A 17,415-nucleotide genomic window follows, 5' to 3' on the forward strand; every position below is an offset into this window, starting at 1 on the left:
AGCATCATCATGGCCTTATTTACCACCCCACCCCAGTCTCTTTGCATACTCCGTCTTTCTGCCATTGGGGATGTATGCAACGCAATGGCAGCCGTGCAGGCTATTCAGTCCCAGTGGCCTGACACCCGGATAACCTGGATTGCCGGCAAAGCAGAAGCCGCGTTGCTCACACCGCTTTTGCCGGATGTCACCGTCATTGCTTTTGATAAAAAACAGGGTATTAAAGGCATGAAAGCGGTGTGGCAATCGTTGAAAGGGCAACAATTCGATGCACTCCTGCACATGCAAAGCGCGATTCGCGCCAGCGTGCTTTCCTTAGGCATCAAGGCCAAATACCGCCTTGGCTTTGACAAGGTTCGCGCCAGCGATCTGCAATCGTGGTTTACCAACATTAAAGTGCCATCGCCTGCTTCCCCACATGTGCTTGATGGATTTATGGCATTCACCGAAATGCTGGGGCTAGCACCGCAAACACCGACATGGAAAATCTCTCTCGCCAAGGAAGATATTGTTTGGGCGAAAGCACAACTGCGCGATAAACCGACACTCATCGTCGCGCCTGCTGCCAGCAAGGCCTTTAAGAACTGGACAGCCGAAGGGTATGCAGCGGTGATTGAACATGCCATGAAAAAGGGCTTTGACGTGATTCTGGCAGGCGGTCCGGGGCAGATTGAAATCGCGCTGGGTCAGGCCATCGAGAACCAGTTGTCACAACCGGTAAAAAACCTCATCGGAAAAACTACCCTGCTCCAGTTGCTGGCACTGGAAAAAGAAGCTTCACTGGTACTGGCACCAGACAGTGGCCCGGCCCATCTTGCCAATGCGGTCAATACACCGGTGATTGGCTTATACGCCCACCACAACCCCGCACGTACCGGTCCCTATAACTGGCGACAGTATGTGGTGAGTGTTTATGCCGAGGCCATTGAAGCTGAAACGGGAAAAACCGTTGAGCAGGTCTCCTGGCGCACCCGCGTGAAAGATGAAAACGCCATGCAACGCATTACGATTGAATCGGTGATCGCACGATTCGATGACGTCACCGAGAAAGAGGAACTGTTATGAGCCAGGCACAACGCGCCACCATCAGCGCCATCATTATCACCAAAAACGAAGAGCACATTCTGCCTGAGTGTCTTGCCTCATTAGACTGGGTCGATGAAATCATTGTTGTGGATTCTGGCAGCACCGACAACACGGTCGCAATTGCAGAAGCGGCTGGCGCAAAGGTGTATGTGAATGCTGAATGGCCGGGATTTGGTAAACAGAAACAACTGGCGCAGCGCTACGCTACCAAAGACTGGATCATCGCCATTGATGCTGATGAAGTCGTATCACCGGCGCTCAAGCAAAGCCTGCTCAAATTACTGGAAAACCCACCGGCAGAAACATTAGTTGAAGTCAATGAGCTGACCTGGGTGTTTGGGCGCTTCCTGCGTCACTCGGGATGGTATTACAGCCATGTCCGTGTCTATCCGAGGGAATACACCCAGTATGACGATGCATTGGTGCATGAAAAAATCATCCGTCCGGAAGGAGCGAAAACCCTTGTGCTGGACGGCGATTTGCTCCACTACTCGTATCGCGACCTCAACCACTATCTGGTGAAATCAGCGCACTATGCCAAAGCATGGGCAGATGCCCGTCAGGCCCGCGGTAAAAAAAGCAGCATCAGTCAGGGGCTCCTCCATGCGCTGGGGTGTTTCCTGAAAATGTATGTACTGAAGCGGGGATTTTTAGACGGCAAACAGGGCTTTTTGATTGCAGTGCTGTCAGCGCACTCCACCTTTGTAAAGTACGCTGATTTGTGGATCCGCGCAAACGACAGCCGAGCGGTTAAATAACGCGGCCAAGAAACCCCTTCACGTCCGGCAGAATGGCGTCGATATCAATTTTTGACATGTCTGCCGCCTCTTCCTTGTTTTTCGCGGCTGGTGGCGCAAACGCGATATGCCGCCCTTCGCGGTTAATCGGTTTCCAGCGAAGCGGCGTCGCACTGCGTTTGGCCGGGAAAAAGCCAATAGTTGGCACATCAACCGTCGCGGCAATATGAAGAGGCCCCGTTGAGCCGGCAATAAATGCACTTGCACAGGCAATGGATTGGGTGAAATCCTGCAAGCCATCATTTTTGTCATAAACGGCAGCATTGACGGACTTTTCCGCAAGGAAAGACTGAAGCGCTGACGCTTTTTCTTGTTCTCCCGGCCCGGCAGTCAGCACCCATTCAACCTCATGTTCAGAAGCAATGCCCGCCACCAAGCCAGCATACTGCTGAAGTGACAGGTTATTTGCCGATCCGCCGCTCCCGGCGTGTACATAAAACCAGGGCTTATTGGGATCCAGCCCCAATGCTGACGAGAGTTTTTGCTTTTGCGCAAGCAAGGTGCTGTTCTCAAAAGCAAGATAGGGAGCATGGGGTTCTTTTGCTTCAACGCCCAGCGTTGCCAGAAACGCACGGATAAGGTCGAGGTTATACTCAAACTCAGGTTTTGCGGACTGCGATCGGCGTTGCGTCACGCGGTGATTATACAAAAACTGGCAAATTTTGGTCGCCGGTGCCAAGCGAAACGGCACCCCGGCTTTCCAGACCAGCATCGCGTTGTAGCTGTCTGAGAACAGGCAAATAGACGCGTCAAACCGTTCGGCCCTGATTTGGCTGACAAGCGCTTTTTTACGCTGTTTATCGGCGTTTTTGCCACCATCGACCAACACTTTGTCTATCGATGGACAGAGTTCTGCCAATGCTTTGGTATAGGAAGGCACCAATGCGGTAATTTCCACGTCCGGCAGGGATTGTTTCAACATGGCAAATGCAGGCCATGCAAGCATGAAATCGCCAATCTTATCGTTTCTGATGACAAGGATTTTTTTCATTGTATCTACCTGATGCCCTATTCTGCACCGATCATACCTGATGAACGGCCTGTCGCTAAGTATTGGGTAAAAAGAAAAAGTGTCGTATGCATTGCTGTTTTTATGACTTCACCCTATGACGGGGAATAAAATGTCACGCGTTTTTGATAGCATGTCGCCAGTTCAGAAAATTGCAGGATACGACTGTGAGCAAGAAAGCCATCACCCGCGTGATTTACCCGGGTACTTTTGATCCTATTACCAATGGCCATGTTGATCTGGTGGAGCGTGCGGCATCCATGTTTGATGACGTCGTGGTCGGCATTGCCGCAAGCCCAAGCAAAAAGCCGCTGTTCGAGCTTGATGAACGTGTCGAGCTTGCAAAAGCCGTCACCGACCACCTCGATAATGTCAGTGTGGTCGGCTTCTCGGGCCTTCTGGTGGACTTTGCCAAGCAGTACCAGGCAAACATTCTGGTTCGCGGCCTTCGTGCAGTGTCAGACTTCGAATATGAATTCCAGCTTGCCAACATGAACCGTCGTTTGATGCCAGAGCTGGAAAGCGTGTTTCTGACGCCGTCTGAGGAAAACTCGTTTATTTCCTCAACACTGGTGAAAGAGGTCGCGCTCCATGGCGGCGATACCCGTGGTTTTGTCCATCCAAAAGTATTGGAAGCGCTGAATTCACGACTGAAAAAGTAACGCCAGCAACGCCCGAACCGCGGGCGTTGTCTATTTTTGGCACGCTGGGCAAAACACCGTATTGCGCTGGCCAATCTTCACGCTTTCAAGCACCTCACCACACACCGGACAGGGTTTGCCCTGTTTGCCATACACCCGCAGTTCCTGGGCAAAGTAGCCGGGCTTACCATCGGCCTGGGTAAAGTCTTTCAGCGTGGTGCCTCCCTGCCTGATGGCCATTGCCAATACCGCCTTGATCTCGGCCACCAACGTCTGGGCTTCTTCATGGGTCAGCTGTCCTGCTGACCGTGTTGGATGAATCTTTGACGTAAACAGGGATTCATTGGCATAGATATTCCCTACTCCAACCACCACCGCGTTATCCATGATAAAGGGTTTAATGGCGGTGCGTTTCCCTTTGGCTTTCTCAAGCAGGTAATCACCGGTAAAGTCGTCAGTGAGCGGCTCAGGGCCGAGCTTTTCAAGGACCGGATGATCGTCCCCTTTTTCCTGCCAGAGCCAGGCACCAAAACGGCGAGGATCGTTATAACGGATCACTTTGCCGTTAGAAAGATGCAGATCGACGTGATCGTGTTTGCCTGCGGGGGTTGCCTCCGGCAGTACACGCAAACTACCCGACATGCCAAGGTGCACCAGTGCATAGCCAATATCGGTTTCCAGGATCAGGTATTTGGCACGGCGTTTCACCGCCCGTATGGTCTGTCCTTCAATGTTGAACAAGGTATCCGGCACAGGCCAGCGCAGTTTGGGCTGCCTGACCTCCAGTTTGGTCACAACCTGATCTTTGGCATGGGGCGTGATCCCCATACGGCTCACTTCTACTTCCGGTAACTCTGGCATCCAGCTAGTTCTGTGTGTTGATTGGAAACAGATAGTTTGGATCAACCGAGACCGCAAGCCAACGATTTTCCCAGTTTTGGATAAGCCAGAATTGAGGCAGTTGATAATACATCAAACGAAATGGCTCCACCGACTCTCCCCGGTCAACCACCAGCGTGGCCGGTTTATTCAGTCCGGGCTTGAGCTTGTCATAGGTTGGCTTATCAATTTCCGTGCCGGAGAGATTTATCCAGCGACGGGCTAACTCAGATGCAGAAACCGAAAGCGGTGTATCGGTTTGCCAGGGCGTGCCATAGGTCAGGGTGAACTTTGGGAAACGCAGGGATTGTACTTCCACACCGGGCGGCATCAGCGTGATGATACCATCTGCTTGTACCTGTTCAGTCTGGCGTTCAGCATCACTTCCAGCCAACTGGCTTTCAAGGTATGTCGGCAGGTTTATCAAGGTGATAAACACCACAACACCCAGGATCAGGAAGTTATTGAACGTCTTGCGGGACGGTGTCGCCATCATTCACTCTCAGTATCAAGCACGTGTTCCCATGCTACCTGATACGACAGACATTCAGGTATAAAAAAACCCAGCCTAAGCCGGGTTTTTTACCAAAGCAAAGACCAATTATTTGATTTTTGCTTCTTTGTACATAACGTGCTGACGAACAACTGGATCAAATTTCTTGATCTCAAATTTGCCCGGCATGTTACGCTTGTTTTTATCAGTGGTGTAGAAGTGACCAGTACCAGCAGATGATACCAGACGGATCTTCTCGCGAATGCCTTTAGCCATTCTTTAAGTCCTCTTAAACGTTCTCACCGCGGGCACGGATGTCTGCAAGAACAGCATCAATACCTTTCTTATCGATGATACGCATACCTTTAGGGGTAAGACGCAGTTTAACAAAGCGTTTTTCGCTTTCTACCCAGAAACGATGAGTTTGCAGGTTCGGCAGAAAACGACGCTTGGTGGCGTTATTAGCGTGAGAGCGGTTGTTACCAACTACAGGACGCTTGCCAGTTACTTGGCATACTCGTGACATGAATGTCTCTCCAAAATCGTTTCAGCTCGATGCTAACCTTGTCCGCCATTCCTGCAATTTCTAGGTCAGGCTCAAGGTCAAGGCTAATCAAAGGTGGCGCATTATACAAAGTGAATCGGCATTGCTCAAGTCCCGAGCAGATCCTTTTGACACTTTTTGATCGTTTTTTAGCAACCTAGGTGACGCTGACCTGAGGCAAACCTCGCTCGCCCCCAGGAAAAACGCCATACAGCGGCTTTCTACCGAATTAGAGAGAAGATGTTAAAGTACGATCGAGTATGAAACATACTCTTAAATCCAACCACGCTCGGCGAAGGATACCACGTCACCATCACCGATCACCATATGGTCGAGCAAACGAATGTCCACTAACGCCAGCGCATCACCAATTCGATGGGTAATATGGCGATCGGCATTGCTTGGCTCAGCGATACCTGAAGGATGGTTATGGGCCAAAATGACTGCATTCGCCCCCAGCTCCAGTGAACGTTTGACCACTTCACGCGGATACACCCCAGCAGTATTGATGGTGCCTTCAAACAAGATTTCATCGGCAATCGGACGGTTCTGGTTATCCAGATACAACACCAGAAATGCCTCCCGCTGACGGTCGCGCAATTTCAGCGACAGGTAGTTTGCGGTGTGGGAGGGGCTTGCCAGCGCATCTTCCCGCGCAAGTGTTTCGCCCAGGTGGCGCTTGCTCAGCTCAAGTACCGCCTGCAATTGTGCATATTTCGCCGCACCCAGCCCTTTTCTTGCACTGAATTGCGTCAACGTTGCCAGCATCAGGCCGCGCAGGGAGCCAAAATCTTCCAGCAGATAGCGTGCGAGTTCGATGGCGTTCATTCCGGTGACACCGGTGCGAAGGAAAATGGCCAGAAGCTCAGCATTGGTCAATGCTTCTGGCCCCTTTGCCAGCAGCTTCTCCCGTGGCCGGCACTCTTCCGGCAAATTTTTCAACGACATGGCATTCTCTATCGGGAAAAGCCATGAGCGTTATCCTCATCAATGTATCCGTCAAGTAGTACAGCAGTAAGCTGCGATGAGAGCGCTAATCCCAGTGAATTGTGCAAACACATGATTACATTTCCCTGGGTGATACTTCTGTTTTCACATTCGTGGACGCACAATGGGCGATCACCGGTCTATTTATGCTATCTTTCCTCCCATTATCTATTGGTTAAATTCGTTATGGCCCAGAAAATCACTCAGACCCTGTCGGGCAAACATATCGTGCTTGGCATAGGTGGCGGTATTGCTGCCTACAAATGTGCCGATCTCACGCGTCGCCTGATTGAACGCGGTGCCGAGGTGCGCATCGTGATGACCCACGCAGCGAAAGAATTCATTACCCCGCTGACCATGCAGGCGGTATCCGGCTATCCGGTAGCAGACAGCTTGCTCGACCCGGCAGCAGAAGCGTCCATGGGCCATATCGAAATCGCCAAGTGGGCAGATTTGGTGCTGCTGGCACCGGCGACTGCTGATTTGATTGCCCGTGTCGCAGCCGGTATGGGGAACGATCTCCTGACCACTTTGTGCCTGGCTACCGATGCGCCTGTTGCCCTCGCCCCCGCCATGAACCAGCAGATGTACCGTGCCGTGGCAACCCAGGAAAACCTCGCCACACTGAAGCGCCGTGGTCATCCTGTATGGGGTCCAGCCAGTGGTGAGCAAGCCTGTGGCGATGTCGGTCCGGGCCGAATGCTGGAGCCAATGCAGCTTGTCGGGCTTATCGAAGAACACTTTACCGAAGGTGACCTCTCCGGCACTTCTTTCCTCATTACCGCTGGGCCAACCAGGGAAGCGATTGATCCGGTACGTTATCTCACCAACCACAGCTCAGGGAAAATGGGCTATGCGATTGCTGAAGCCGCAGCAAAACGCGGGGCAACAGTCACCCTTATCAGCGGCCCGGTCAACCTGCCGACGCCGGCAGGCGTTTCACGGATTGATGTGGAAAGCGCACAGCAAATGCATGATGCCGTCCATGCACATGCCGGACAGCACCAAATTTTCATTGCCTGCGCCGCAGTCGCTGATTTCAGGCCGGCAAACATTGCCGACCAGAAAATGAAGAAACAGGACGGTCAGGACGACATGACCCTCACACTGGTGAAAAACCCGGATATCGTTGCTTCTGTCGCCGCCATGACGGAAAACCGCCCCTTTACGGTGGGGTTTGCTGCAGAAACGCAGGACATTGAGCACTATGCCCGCAACAAACTGGCGAAAAAGAATCTCGACTTGATTTGCGCCAATGACGTATCACGCGAAGGACAAGGGTTTAACAGCGACCAAAACGCGTTACACCTGTATTGGCCAACTGGCGACAAAGCGTTGCCTCTGGCAAGCAAAGCCGACATCGGCCACCAGCTTGTCAGCGAAATTACAGCACTCTATCACTCGAAATAACGATTCAGCGGAAACTGGTTATGAAAAAAAATTGATCTTAAAATCCTCGACCCACGCGTTGGTAGCGAATTCCCCTTGCCAGCCTACGCAACAGAAGGCTCTGCTGGGCTGGATTTGCGCGCGGTACTGGATGCCCCGCTGACACTGGAACCAGGCCAGACTGAACTGCTGCCTACCGGTCTTGCTATCCATATTGCCGACCCGTCACTGGCGGCGACTATCCTGCCGCGTTCAGGTCTTGGCCACAAACATGGCATCGTGCTGGGCAACCTGGTTGGCCTTATCGACTCTGATTACCAGGGTCAGCTGATGGTTTCCTGCTGGAACCGCGGGAACACCACGTTTACCATTGAACCGGGTGAACGCATTGCACAACTGGTTTTCGTGCCGGTGGTCCAAGCTGAATTTAATATTGTGGAAACGTTCGACGAAACAGCGCGTGGTGCTGGTGGATTCGGGCATTCAGGCACAAAATAACCGTATTAACCCAGTGAAAAGTCTGAAAAATGCCACAGATGCGTGGTATTTTTCATGCCGCATTCACGCTTTCAGACATCCCTACAGGCACTGTCTACATCCATAGCGCATTATTCTTTTAATACAGAGAGTTCATCGTTAAGATAGCGGCTCTTCAGCCGATATTTGGGTCTGTGACCCCTAGAACAACAAAGGAACCATCTATTCATGGCTGGTCAAAGAAAACAGAATCGCAGAGAGGAAATTCTTCAGGCTCTGGCCCAAATGCTGGAGTCCAACCAAGGCAGTCAGCGCATTACTACTGCAAAGCTTGCTGCGCAGGTCGGTGTTTCTGAAGCGGCGCTTTACAGACATTTCCCCAGCAAAGCACGCATGTTTGAAGGCTTGATCGAGTTTATCGAAGAGTCATTACTCACCCGCATCAACCGCATTCAAAGTGACGAAAAAGATACCCTGACCCGCCTGCGCCTGATCCTGCAACTTCTGCTTGTTTTTGGTGAGCGCAACCCGGGCCTGACCCGCATCATGACCGGTCATGCATTGATGTTCGAACAAGACCGGCTGCAAAGCCGCATTAATCAGTTGTTTGAAAAGATTGAGACCCAGCTCCGTCAGGTGCTCCGTGAACGGCGCCTGCGGGAAGGCAAAGGGTTTCCCATTGAGGAATCTGTGCTGGCAGCACAACTGCTGGCCCAGGTGGAAGGCAGCCTGAACCGCTTTGTCCGTTCAAACTTCAAGCACCTGCCAACAGCAGAGTTTGACCAGTACTGGCTGCTGTTGAGCGCACAAATTCAATGATCGTGCAGGCATATATGTAAAAAAGGCTGCAATCATGCAGCCTTTTTCGTTTAAGTGCGAAAGTGGTTAAATCCCGTATTCTGCACGGTACGCTTTTACCGCCGCCAGATGTTCAGGGTTGCCGCCCTGCTCTTCCAGGTACGTCACCAGATCGCTAAGGCTGATGATAGACACTACCTGACAGCCAAAATCGCGCTCCACTTCCTGGATAGCTGACAGCTCACCCTTGCCGCGCTCCTGACGGTCAATGGCCACCAATACACCAGCCAGTTCAGCACCCTGTGCCTGAATCACTTCCATCGATTCACGAATCGCGGTACCCGCTGTGATCACATCATCCACCAGCATGATGCGGCCTTCCAGCGCGCTGCCAACCAGATTGCCGCCTTCACCGTGATCTTTGGCTTCCTTGCGGTTGAAGCAGTATGGCGTATCCACATTATGGTGCTCTGCCAGCGCCACTGCTGTGGTTGTGGCAATGGGGATCCCTTTATACGCAGGGCCAAACAACACATCATATTCAATCCCGGCATCCACCAGTGCTTCTGCGTAGAAACGGCCCAGACGCGCCAAATCCCTGCCGGTGTTAAACAGGCCGGCATTGAAGAAGTAAGGGCTCTTACGGCCAGACTTCAAGGTAAATTCACCGAATTTCAACACTTCTTTTTCCAATGCAAACTCGATGAATTGACGCTGATAGGCTTTCATTTTCTCTCCTGTCGAACTCACGCCGGCGCACGTGCCGGTATTACCTGAGGCATGGCAGCCCCAATCAAAGTAAGGTTTAAAAAAAGCGGCTCCCCGGGAAGCCGCTTTTTCATCAGTCAATTAACGATGCTTTCTGGATCGCCACAATGTCCTGAATACCTTTCGCTGCCAGAGACAGCATGGCATTCAGCTCTTCTGCGGTAAACGGTTCGGCTTCTGCGGTGCCCTGCACCTCAATCATGCGGCCATCTTCCAGCATCACCACATTCATATCGGTGTCTGCCGCAGAATCTTCCACATATTCCAGATCGCAAATCGGTGTGCCCTCAAAAATGCCCACCGACACCGCCGCAACATGGCCTTTCATTGGATTTTCTTTCAGTTTGCCTTCGCTGACCAGCTTGTTCAGTGCATCCGCCAGCGCTACGCTCGCGCCAGTAATGGATGCAGTGCGGGTACCGCCGTCCGCCTGAATCACGTCACAGTCAACCGTGATGGTGAAATCGCCCAGCTTTTCCAGATCCACCGCCGCGCGCAGGCTGCGGGCGATAAGACGCTGAATTTCCATGGTGCGGCCACCCTGTTTACCGTTTGCCGCTTCACGGCGGTTACGGGTATGGGTCGCACGTGGCAACATGCCATACTCCGCCGTGATCCAGCCTTGTCCCTTGCCTTTCAGAAAGCGTGGCACGCCCTCTTCCACGCTCGCGGTACAGATCACTTTGGTGTCACCAAATGCCACCAGTACTGAGCCTTCCGCGTGGGCGGTAAAATGACGGGTAATAGTGACCGGACGAATTTGACCAACTTCTCTGCCGCTAGGACGCATAGGGTTCACCTGTATAAATATGCTGAATTTCGTTAACCGGCGATTATAACGGCTTCCCCTTTTACACGCTAATACAATGCAGTGCTGTCGGATTTTTTCTCCTGTTTCCCGACAGGCTGCTGACATAAAAGCGGGTGACTGCGTATAATCAAAACAACTTTTATCAATGAGTGAACTTCAATGATCCACAGTATGACTGCCTACGCCCGTCGGGAAATCAAGGGCACATGGGGCACCGCCGTTTGGGAAATCCGCTCGGTTAACCAGCGTTACCTCGAAACCTATATCCGTATGCCAGAGCAGTTCCGTGGCCTTGAACCTATCATTCGTGAACGTTTCCGCAGCCGCCTTGCCCGCGGCAAGGTGGAGTGCAACCTGCGTTTCGAAGCCAACCAGTCCGCCAATACTGAGCTTAAAATCAACGAAGAACTGGCAAAACAGGTGATTCACGCCGCCAAGTGGGTCAAAGAAGTGTCCGGTGAAGGCAACATTGGTCCTTTCCAGGTATTGCAGTGGCCGGGGGTGATGGAAACGCCAGAGCAGGACATGGACCTGATCAACAAAGCCCTGCTGGAAGGCTTTGACCAGACTGTTGATGATTTCATTGCTGCCCGCGCCAGCGAAGGCAGCAACATGAAGGCCCTGATTGAACAGCGCCTCGATGGTATCGCGGCAGAAGTGGTGAAAGTGAGGGCGAAAATGCCGGAAATCCTGCAATGGCAGCGCGAGCGCCTGTTAACCAAACTGGAAGAGGCCAAGATTGAACTCGACGCCAACCGCGTAGAGCAGGAAATCATCCTGCTGGCGCAAAAATCGGATGTTGCCGAAGAGCTGGATCGTCTGGAGTCACACGTCTCCGAAACCCGGAAAATCCTCACCAAAGGCGGCGCCTGTGGCCGACGTCTGGATTTTATGATGCAGGAGTTCAACCGTGAGTCGAATACTCTGGCATCGAAATCGATCAGCACGGACATCACCGCCTCCGGCGTTGAACTCAAAGTGCTAATCGAGCAAATGCGCGAGCAGATCCAAAACATCGAATAAGCATCCAGCCAGACCGAAACAGGCTCCCGTTGCGGAGCCTGTTTTGTTGCCGGGCACCACCCAAATCCCGTATAAAAAGCCAAGAAAATCAATCCGATCTGCTTGTGTAAACGCGTTGCTTCCCCGATAATGTTACCGTAACATTGAAGGTAGCCATTGCATATGTCAAATCCCAAGAAAAACCGCACCACCCTGCAAGATATCGCTGATCGGGTTGGCATCACCAAAATGACGGTATCACGCTACCTTCGTAACCCCGACGCTGTCGCGGAAAAAACGCGCGATAAGATTGCGGCGGCGATTGAGGCGCTGGGGTATATCGAAAACAAAGCGCCGGCCATGTTGTCCAAGTCCTCCAGCCGTGCAATTGGTGTGCTGCTACCCTCACTCTCAAACCAGATTTTCGCTGCGTTTGTCCAAGGTATAGAAGCGGTGACAAACGCCCATGGTTACGAAATCCTGCTGGCGCACTTCGGTTACGACGAAAACGAAGAAGAGCAGAAAATCGCCTCGCTGCTCTCATATCATGTTGACGGACTGATCCTGACGGAAAGCCACCACACTCCCCGTACCTTGCAGATGATCCAAACCGCTGGCCTGCCGGTGGTGGAAACCATGGAAATCCCGGCCCAGCCCATTGATATGGCAGTGGGGCTGGATCATGTTGCCGCCTCGTATGACGTGGTGAAACGCATGCTCGATTCAGGCAAACGCAATATCGCCTACTTTGGTGCCCGGCTGGACACCCGGACCCGGCTTCGCATGCAAGGGTATGACAACGCGATGCAAGAAGCGGGGCTGGCACCCATTCACATGCTGACCGAAGAACATTCCAGCTTTTCATTGGCGGAAACGCTGTTGGCTCGTGCCCTTGACGCCCACCCGGATCTGGATGGCGTGTTCTGCACCAACGATGATATCGCCACCGGCACGCTGTTAAGTGCACTGCAACGGGGAATAAAGGTGCCGGAACAACTGGCTGTTGTCGGCTATAACGCATTGGATATCGGTCAGTCTGTCCGCCCGACCCTTACCAGCGTGGATACCCCGCGTTATGAAATAGGCAAGAAAAGTGCGGAGCTTTTGCTGGCACGGCTGAAAGGTGAACCCATCAAAGAAAAGGTGATTGATTTGGGGTATCGCATCACCCATGGGGAAAGTCTCTAGCGAGTGCAGAGAATAAAAAGGGCAGACCCGCTGCCCTTACCCATTTATCAGACGATAAAGCTTGCGCCCTCTTCGGCACTTGATACGTTTTCTCGCATCACCCGGAACAGGTTGCGCCCCCAGGTCTGCTGATACGCTTCGGTATCACGCTCAACCACGTCCCGCCCACGGGTATCACTGAGGTTATTCAGCTCGCCGGTCTGGCAGTTAAGGGAAATCAGGTCGCCATCACGCACCAGACCAATCGCACCGCCACGAATAGCTTCCGGCGAGACATGAATCGCTGACGGGATCTTTCCGGACGCGCCAGACAAACGGCCATCTGTCACCAAGGCCACGTTAAAACCAGCTTTCTGGATATTGCCCAGGATTGGCATCAGCTTGTGAAGCTCTGGCATACCGTTTGCTGCCGGGCCATTGTGCGTCACCACCACGATGCAATCCCTGTTCAGCTCGCCGCGCTTGTACGCCGCTTCTACCTCGTGCTGGCACTGGAACACTACTGCTGGCGCTTGAATAACCCGCTGCTCTTCTTTAACGGCAGACACTTTCACCACAGCGCGGCCAAGGTTACCGTTCAGCACTCGGATACCGCCGGTGCTTTGGAACACCTCACCATCAGCAGCAATCACTGAGGCATCCAGCGTGCCACTGCACGGCTGCCAGCTCAGGGTGCCATTTTCCAGTACAGGCTGGGTAAGCTGGTCTTCAAAGCCACCAAACACCGGCGTCACATCGGTGTGCAACAGGCCAGCAAGATTCAGGCGACGCAGCAGGGCTGGCACACCGCCCGCTTGCTGGAAGGCATTCATGTCTGCCGGGCCATTCGGATAAATGCGTGCCAGCAACGGCACCACATCCGACAAATCACTGATGTCCTGCCAGGTCAGTTGGATACCTGCCGCACGCGCTACCGCCACCATGTGGATAGTGTGGTTGGTGCTGCCGCCGGACGCCAGCAGGGCAATCACACCGTTCACCAGACTCTTTTCTGTCACCACATCATACAAAGGACGATACTGAGCTGACTCCTTGGTCATTGACGCCACTTTAACGGCTGCGTGCTCTGTCAGTGCGTGACGCAGGGCGGAGTGTGGATGCACAAACGCTGAGCCCGGCAGCATGAGTCCCATAGCCTCAAACACCAGTTGGTTGGTATTGGCAGTGCCATAGAACGTACAGGTGCCCGGCGCGTGGTAGGCGCGGCACTCCATATCCAGCAATGCCTCTTTACCCACTTCACCGGCAGCAAAACGCTGACGGACATCCACTTTTTCTTCGTTGCTTATTCCTGTCGGCATTAAACCTGCCGGGACAAAGGCGGTTGGCAGGTGCGCATAGGCCAGCGCGCCCATCAGTTGCCCCGGTGCAATTTTGTCGCAAATACCCAGCAGCAATGTGGCATCAAAGGTATTGTGACTCAGTGACAACGCCGTGGACTGGGCAATCAGGTCGCGGGAGAACAATGACATGTCCATTCCCGGCTGGCCCTGAGTCACACCATCACACATCGCCGGTACTGCCCCGGCCACCTGTGCGGTATGTCCATGTTCCGCCAGTGCTTTTTTAATCTGTGCCGGATAGTCCTGATAGGGCTGATGGGCACTCAACATGTCGTTATAGGCACTGACCAGTGCCACGTTGGCGTGGGTAAAATCAAGGATTGCTTTCTTTTCTGCCGAGCAGGACGCCGCAACCGCATGCGCCAGGTTGCCGCAACTCAGGCGCGCACGGCCCTTGCCTGCTTTTTCCTGTTCACGGCAACGCGCCAGAAACGCCTCTCGTGTTGGTCGGCTTCGCTCAACCAGCCTGTCAGTGATGGCCTGTACCTTGGGGTTGATCATTGCACCACCTCTTGGTCACCTTGCAGCACCCGGGCTGCTCGTTCAACCACCTCTTCCAGTGAGCCGCTGATGTCGACAACAAAGGTATTCGGTTCGCCGTCCGGGCGCTCCAGCGTTTCAAACTGGCTTTTCACCATGTTTTCTTTCATAAAGTGACCCTGACGTGCGCGCATGCGCTCCATGATCAATGCCATATCGCCGTCCAGAAACAGGAAGGAGACGTTGTCATTCCCCTCACGGATTTGGTCGCGGTACTTTTTCTTCAGCGCAGAGCAGACAATGATGCCATGCTCGTTTTTGCTTTCTAAGCTATAGGCCGCATCGCGGATACGCTCCAGCCAGGGCGCACGGTCATCATCATTCAGCGGTTGACCAGACGCCATTTTCTGGATATTTGCGCGGGGGTGAAGATCGTCCCCATCAATGAATTTGCGGTTGAGACGTTTTGCCAGCAATTCACCTACGGTTGTTTTCCCACTGGCACAAACGCCCATCACAATGACACTACTTCCAGCCATGACTATTCCTCTATACCAAATTTGCGCGCGCTCTCAATTTTGAAATTCTCAGCGCGATTTGGGTTTATATTAATAATGTTATCGGTAACATGTTACCGGTAACTATGACAAGTGTGAACTCACACACAAACAAGACCTAATCGTGAAAGGTGTTAAAAATGGAGCAGTTTGTACAAGCCTCTGACCCTACCTATCTGCTGACTGTCGCCGCACTTGCTATCGCCGCGCTGTTGGTTCTGATCATCAAAATGAAAGTTCACGCTTTCGTGTCACTGACCGTTGTCAGCCTGGGTACGGCTCTTGCGACCGGCGTCGCGTCTGAAAAAGTGGTCCCGACGATGATGGGCGGCTTTGGCGGCACCCTCGCTTCTGTTGCCCTGTTGGTTGGCCTGGGTGCCATGATAGGTAAAGTGCTGGAAGTGACTGGTGGCGCAAAAGTGCTGGCAGATACCCTGATCGGCCGCTTTGGTGAAGACAAAGCCCCGTTTGCGTTGGGTGTGGCGTCACTGATGTTTGGTTTCCCCATCTTCTTTGATGCTGGCCTTGTGGTGATGATGCCTATCATCCTGAGCGTCGCAGCACGCTTTGGTGGTTCGCCACTGAAGTATGCATTGCCTGCAGCGGGTGCATTTGCCGTAATGCACGGTTTTGTACCGCCGCACCCGGGCCCGGTTGCGGCGGCGGAGTTTTTAGGCGCGAACATCGGCCTGCTGTTGGTAGTCGGTATCCTGGTTTCAATCCCTACCTGGTACGTCGGTGCATATCTGTTTGGCCTGTATGCAGGCAAGAAATTCGACATCCCACTGTCAAAAGCGTTCTTCAACAGCGACACCGTGGTGGATGAAAACAAACTGCCGAAATTTGCCACTGTCATGGGTATTCTGGTGCTGCCGGTTCTGCTGATCTGTCTTGACACCGTTGTACACACCCTGTCTGTGGCTGGCGTGATTGACGGCAAAACACCGCTGGTTGAATTCCTGCGTATGCTGGGTAAAACCCCGGTAGCCCTGCTGATCACCCTGCTTGTCTGTCTGGCAGTATTTGCCAAAGACTATGGCATGGCAAAACTGGAAAAACTGTGTGGTGATTCTCTGGCACCTATCTGTGGCGTCGTACTGGTGACCGGTGCCGGTGGTATGTTTGGTGGTGTGTTGCGCGCAAGTGGTATTGGTGATGCACTGGCAGGTGCACTGACAGATACCGGCATGCCGATTATCGTTGCCGCTTTTGTCATTGCTACCTGTTTACGTGTAGCGCAGGGTTCTGCAACCGTTTCACTGACCACCACTGCAGCGCTGATTGCGCCAGTAGTGGCAGCAACCACTGGCCTGAGCGAATTGGATCTGTGCTTTATCGTGATTGCTATCGCGGCGGGTGCAACGGTACTGTCCCACTTCAACGATTCCGGTTTCTGGCTGGTTTCACGTCTGCTGGATATGGACGAGAAAACCACACTGAAAACCTGGACCGTGATGGAAACGTTGCTTGGCGGTATCGCATTTATTATCGTCGCAACACTGAGCTTTATTCTTTAGAGGTTAACCATGAAGACCCTTGAACAACGTCTGCAAGCGATCAAAATCGTCCCGGTCATTGCCATCAATGATGTCGCGCATGCGCTGCCACTGGCAAAAGTCCTGGTGGAAAACGGCTTGCCTTGTGCAGAGGTGACTTTCCGTACTGACGCCGCGGCCGAGTCTATCCGCGTGATGCGTGAAGCCTATCCCGATCTCTTGATTGGTGCCGGCACCGTACTGACCACTGAGCAAGTTGATATGGCTATCGATGCCGGTGTGGACTTCATCGTCAGCCCTGGTTTTAACCCAACCACAGTGAAATATTGCCAGCAGCGCAATGTCGCGATCGTACCGGGCGTCAACAACCCAAGCCTGGTTGAACAAGCCATGGAAATGGGACTGAAAACGCTGAAGTTTTTCCCGGCAGAACCGTCTGGCGGCGTGAATATGCTCAAAGCCCTGACCGCGGTGTATCCGGTGAACTTTATGCCAACAGGCGGCATTAACCCAGCCAATGTCGGTGACTACCTGAATGTGAAAAGCGTGGTCGCGTGCGGCGGTACCTGGATGGTGCCGACGGACCTGATGGACAAAGGCGACTGGGATGGCCTGGCGGCACTGGTGAAAGGTGTGGCAGACCTACTGGCATAATCCCCGAAAATAAATA

General features: G+C 53.0%; 20 protein-coding genes. 10 read left to right on the forward strand and 10 right to left on the reverse strand.

Annotated elements, in window-relative coordinates:
- The first annotated feature begins 9 nt into the window (after positions 1 to 9).
- Both VHA_RS02480 and VHA_RS02485 read left to right on the forward strand, forming a co-directional pair.
- Positions 10 to 1,065 carry a glycosyltransferase family 9 protein gene (locus tag VHA_RS02480; protein ID WP_005501495.1) on the forward strand — a complete coding sequence of 352 codons (1,056 nt, stop codon included), beginning with the start codon at positions 10 to 12 and terminating at the stop codon, positions 1,063 to 1,065.
- A complete protein-coding gene (locus tag VHA_RS02485) occupies positions 1,062 to 1,844 on the forward strand; it encodes a glycosyltransferase family 2 protein (RefSeq protein WP_005501496.1) in 783 nt (260 codons plus the stop codon). The genes VHA_RS02480 and VHA_RS02485 overlap by 4 nt, the downstream gene beginning before the upstream one ends.
- Here VHA_RS02485 and VHA_RS02490 read toward each other — a convergent pair.
- Positions 1,837 to 2,874, reverse strand: a complete 1,038-nt coding sequence (locus VHA_RS02490) for a glycosyltransferase family 9 protein (RefSeq protein ID WP_005501497.1) — start codon at positions 2,872 to 2,874, stop codon at positions 1,837 to 1,839. The two genes, VHA_RS02485 and VHA_RS02490, sit on opposite strands and share 8 nt — an antisense overlap.
- 185 nt (positions 2,875 to 3,059) lie before the next feature.
- Here VHA_RS02490 and coaD point away from each other — a divergent pair, with 185 nt between their 5' ends.
- Positions 3,060 to 3,554 carry a pantetheine-phosphate adenylyltransferase gene (gene coaD / locus VHA_RS02495; RefSeq protein WP_005501498.1) on the forward strand — a complete coding sequence of 165 codons (495 nt, stop codon included), beginning with the start codon at positions 3,060 to 3,062 and terminating at the stop codon, positions 3,552 to 3,554.
- 30 nt (positions 3,555 to 3,584) lie between these two features.
- Here coaD and mutM read toward each other — a convergent pair whose 3' ends face one another.
- From mutM to radC, 5 genes are all read right to left on the reverse strand, one after another.
- The gene (mutM, locus tag VHA_RS02500; RefSeq protein ID WP_005501499.1) at positions 3,585 to 4,394 is read right to left on the reverse strand and encodes a bifunctional DNA-formamidopyrimidine glycosylase/DNA-(apurinic or apyrimidinic site) lyase; all 810 of its coding nucleotides are present in this window, start codon (positions 4,392 to 4,394) and stop codon (positions 3,585 to 3,587) included.
- 4 nt (positions 4,395 to 4,398) lie between these two features.
- The gene (locus tag VHA_RS02505; RefSeq protein ID WP_005501501.1) at positions 4,399 to 4,908 is read right to left on the reverse strand and encodes a hypothetical protein; all 510 of its coding nucleotides are present in this window, start codon (positions 4,906 to 4,908) and stop codon (positions 4,399 to 4,401) included.
- 105 nt (positions 4,909 to 5,013) lie between these two features.
- A complete protein-coding gene (gene rpmG / locus VHA_RS02510; protein ID WP_002535344.1) occupies positions 5,014 to 5,181 on the reverse strand; it encodes a 50S ribosomal protein L33 in 168 nt (55 codons plus the stop codon).
- A 13-nt stretch (positions 5,182 to 5,194) separates the two neighbouring features.
- Complete coding sequence (gene rpmB / locus VHA_RS02515; RefSeq protein ID WP_005501506.1) at positions 5,195 to 5,431, reverse strand: 50S ribosomal protein L28; 237 nt, start codon at positions 5,429 to 5,431, stop codon at positions 5,195 to 5,197.
- Between the two features lie 291 nt (positions 5,432 to 5,722).
- Positions 5,723 to 6,397 (reverse strand): RadC family protein, encoded by a 675-nt coding sequence (radC, locus tag VHA_RS02520; protein ID WP_005501508.1) that lies wholly within the window; start codon positions 6,395 to 6,397, stop codon positions 5,723 to 5,725.
- A gap of 225 nt (positions 6,398 to 6,622) precedes the next feature.
- Between radC and coaBC the strand changes: the two genes are divergently transcribed.
- From coaBC to slmA, 3 genes are all read left to right on the forward strand, one after another.
- The gene (coaBC, locus tag VHA_RS02525) at positions 6,623 to 7,846 is read left to right on the forward strand and encodes a bifunctional phosphopantothenoylcysteine decarboxylase/phosphopantothenate--cysteine ligase CoaBC (protein WP_005501510.1); all 1,224 of its coding nucleotides are present in this window, start codon (positions 6,623 to 6,625) and stop codon (positions 7,844 to 7,846) included.
- A gap of 30 nt (positions 7,847 to 7,876) precedes the next feature.
- Positions 7,877 to 8,323, forward strand: a complete 447-nt coding sequence (gene dut, locus VHA_RS02530) for a dUTP diphosphatase (RefSeq protein ID WP_040528047.1) — start codon at positions 7,877 to 7,879, stop codon at positions 8,321 to 8,323.
- A gap of 207 nt (positions 8,324 to 8,530) precedes the next feature.
- The gene (gene slmA, locus VHA_RS02535) at positions 8,531 to 9,121 is read left to right on the forward strand and encodes a nucleoid occlusion factor SlmA (RefSeq protein WP_005501515.1); all 591 of its coding nucleotides are present in this window, start codon (positions 8,531 to 8,533) and stop codon (positions 9,119 to 9,121) included.
- Between the two features lie 66 nt (positions 9,122 to 9,187).
- Here slmA and pyrE read toward each other — a convergent pair whose 3' ends face one another.
- Both pyrE and rph read right to left on the reverse strand, forming a co-directional pair.
- Positions 9,188 to 9,829, reverse strand: coding sequence for an orotate phosphoribosyltransferase (pyrE, locus tag VHA_RS02540; protein ID WP_005501517.1), 642 nt, complete (start codon positions 9,827 to 9,829; stop codon positions 9,188 to 9,190).
- 112 nt (positions 9,830 to 9,941) lie between these two features.
- On the reverse strand, positions 9,942 to 10,658 hold the full coding sequence (rph, locus tag VHA_RS02545) for a ribonuclease PH (protein WP_005501518.1): 717 nt from the start codon (positions 10,656 to 10,658) through the stop codon (positions 9,942 to 9,944).
- Positions 10,659 to 10,838: 180 nt separating this feature from the next.
- Between rph and VHA_RS02550 the strand changes: the two genes are divergently transcribed.
- Both VHA_RS02550 and VHA_RS02555 read left to right on the forward strand, forming a co-directional pair.
- Positions 10,839 to 11,702 carry a YicC/YloC family endoribonuclease gene (locus tag VHA_RS02550; RefSeq protein WP_005501519.1) on the forward strand — a complete coding sequence of 288 codons (864 nt, stop codon included), beginning with the start codon at positions 10,839 to 10,841 and terminating at the stop codon, positions 11,700 to 11,702.
- A 162-nt stretch (positions 11,703 to 11,864) separates the two neighbouring features.
- Positions 11,865 to 12,869 carry a LacI family DNA-binding transcriptional regulator gene (locus VHA_RS02555; RefSeq protein ID WP_005501520.1) on the forward strand — a complete coding sequence of 335 codons (1,005 nt, stop codon included), beginning with the start codon at positions 11,865 to 11,867 and terminating at the stop codon, positions 12,867 to 12,869.
- Positions 12,870 to 12,916: 47 nt separating this feature from the next.
- Here the strand turns inward: VHA_RS02555 and edd are convergent, their stop codons facing one another.
- Together edd and VHA_RS02565 are read right to left on the reverse strand one after the other, a co-directional pair.
- Positions 12,917 to 14,713, reverse strand: a complete 1,797-nt coding sequence (edd, locus tag VHA_RS02560) for a phosphogluconate dehydratase (RefSeq protein ID WP_005501521.1) — start codon at positions 14,711 to 14,713, stop codon at positions 12,917 to 12,919.
- A complete protein-coding gene (locus VHA_RS02565; protein ID WP_005501523.1) occupies positions 14,710 to 15,231 on the reverse strand; it encodes a gluconokinase in 522 nt (173 codons plus the stop codon). The genes edd and VHA_RS02565 overlap by 4 nt, the downstream gene beginning before the upstream one ends.
- A 158-nt stretch (positions 15,232 to 15,389) precedes the next feature.
- Between VHA_RS02565 and VHA_RS02570 the strand changes: the two genes are divergently transcribed.
- On the forward strand, positions 15,390 to 16,766 hold the full coding sequence (locus VHA_RS02570) for a GntP family permease (RefSeq protein WP_005501525.1): 1,377 nt from the start codon (positions 15,390 to 15,392) through the stop codon (positions 16,764 to 16,766).
- Positions 16,767 to 16,775: 9 nt separating this feature from the next.
- Positions 16,776 to 17,399, forward strand: coding sequence for a bifunctional 4-hydroxy-2-oxoglutarate aldolase/2-dehydro-3-deoxy-phosphogluconate aldolase (locus VHA_RS02575; RefSeq protein WP_005501527.1), 624 nt, complete (start codon positions 16,776 to 16,778; stop codon positions 17,397 to 17,399).
- The last annotated feature ends 16 nt before the right edge of the window (positions 17,400 to 17,415 follow it).

The sequence above is a fragment of the Grimontia hollisae CIP 101886 genome (assembly GCF_000176515.1).
GTDB lineage: Bacteria > Pseudomonadota > Gammaproteobacteria > Enterobacterales > Vibrionaceae > Enterovibrio > Enterovibrio hollisae.